Annotated in this window: 1 protein-coding gene; it reads right to left on the bottom strand. The window is 68.1% G+C overall.

Going from position 1 to position 251, the window contains the following annotated elements; genetic code table 11:
• Nucleotides 1–251: AMP-binding enzyme (locus tag NX775_RS23990; RefSeq protein ID WP_258838264.1), on the bottom strand; the 251-nt coding region annotated here is incomplete at both ends.

Below are 251 nucleotides of genomic sequence, written 5' to 3'. Positions count from 1 at the left end.
CTTCGTAGCCGCGGCTAGCCACGGCCGACTGGTCCGGGGCCGGCAAAGCCTTGCGATCGAGTTTACCGTTGGGAGTGAGCGGGAAGGCGTCAAGGGTGACGAAGGCTGCCGGCAGCATGTAGTCCGGCAGGCTCGCAGCCAGCGAGGCGCGCAGGCTGGCTGCGTCGAGCGCGGCGCCATTCCGGGAGATCACATAGGCGATCAGGAGCTGGTCGCCGGGGCTGTCTTCACGCGCGACGACGACCGCTTCA

Source organism: Massilia aurea (assembly GCF_024753205.1).
Lineage (GTDB): Bacteria > Pseudomonadota > Gammaproteobacteria > Burkholderiales > Burkholderiaceae_D > Telluria > Telluria aurea.
This window is presented reverse-complemented; position numbering and strand designations above follow the sequence as displayed.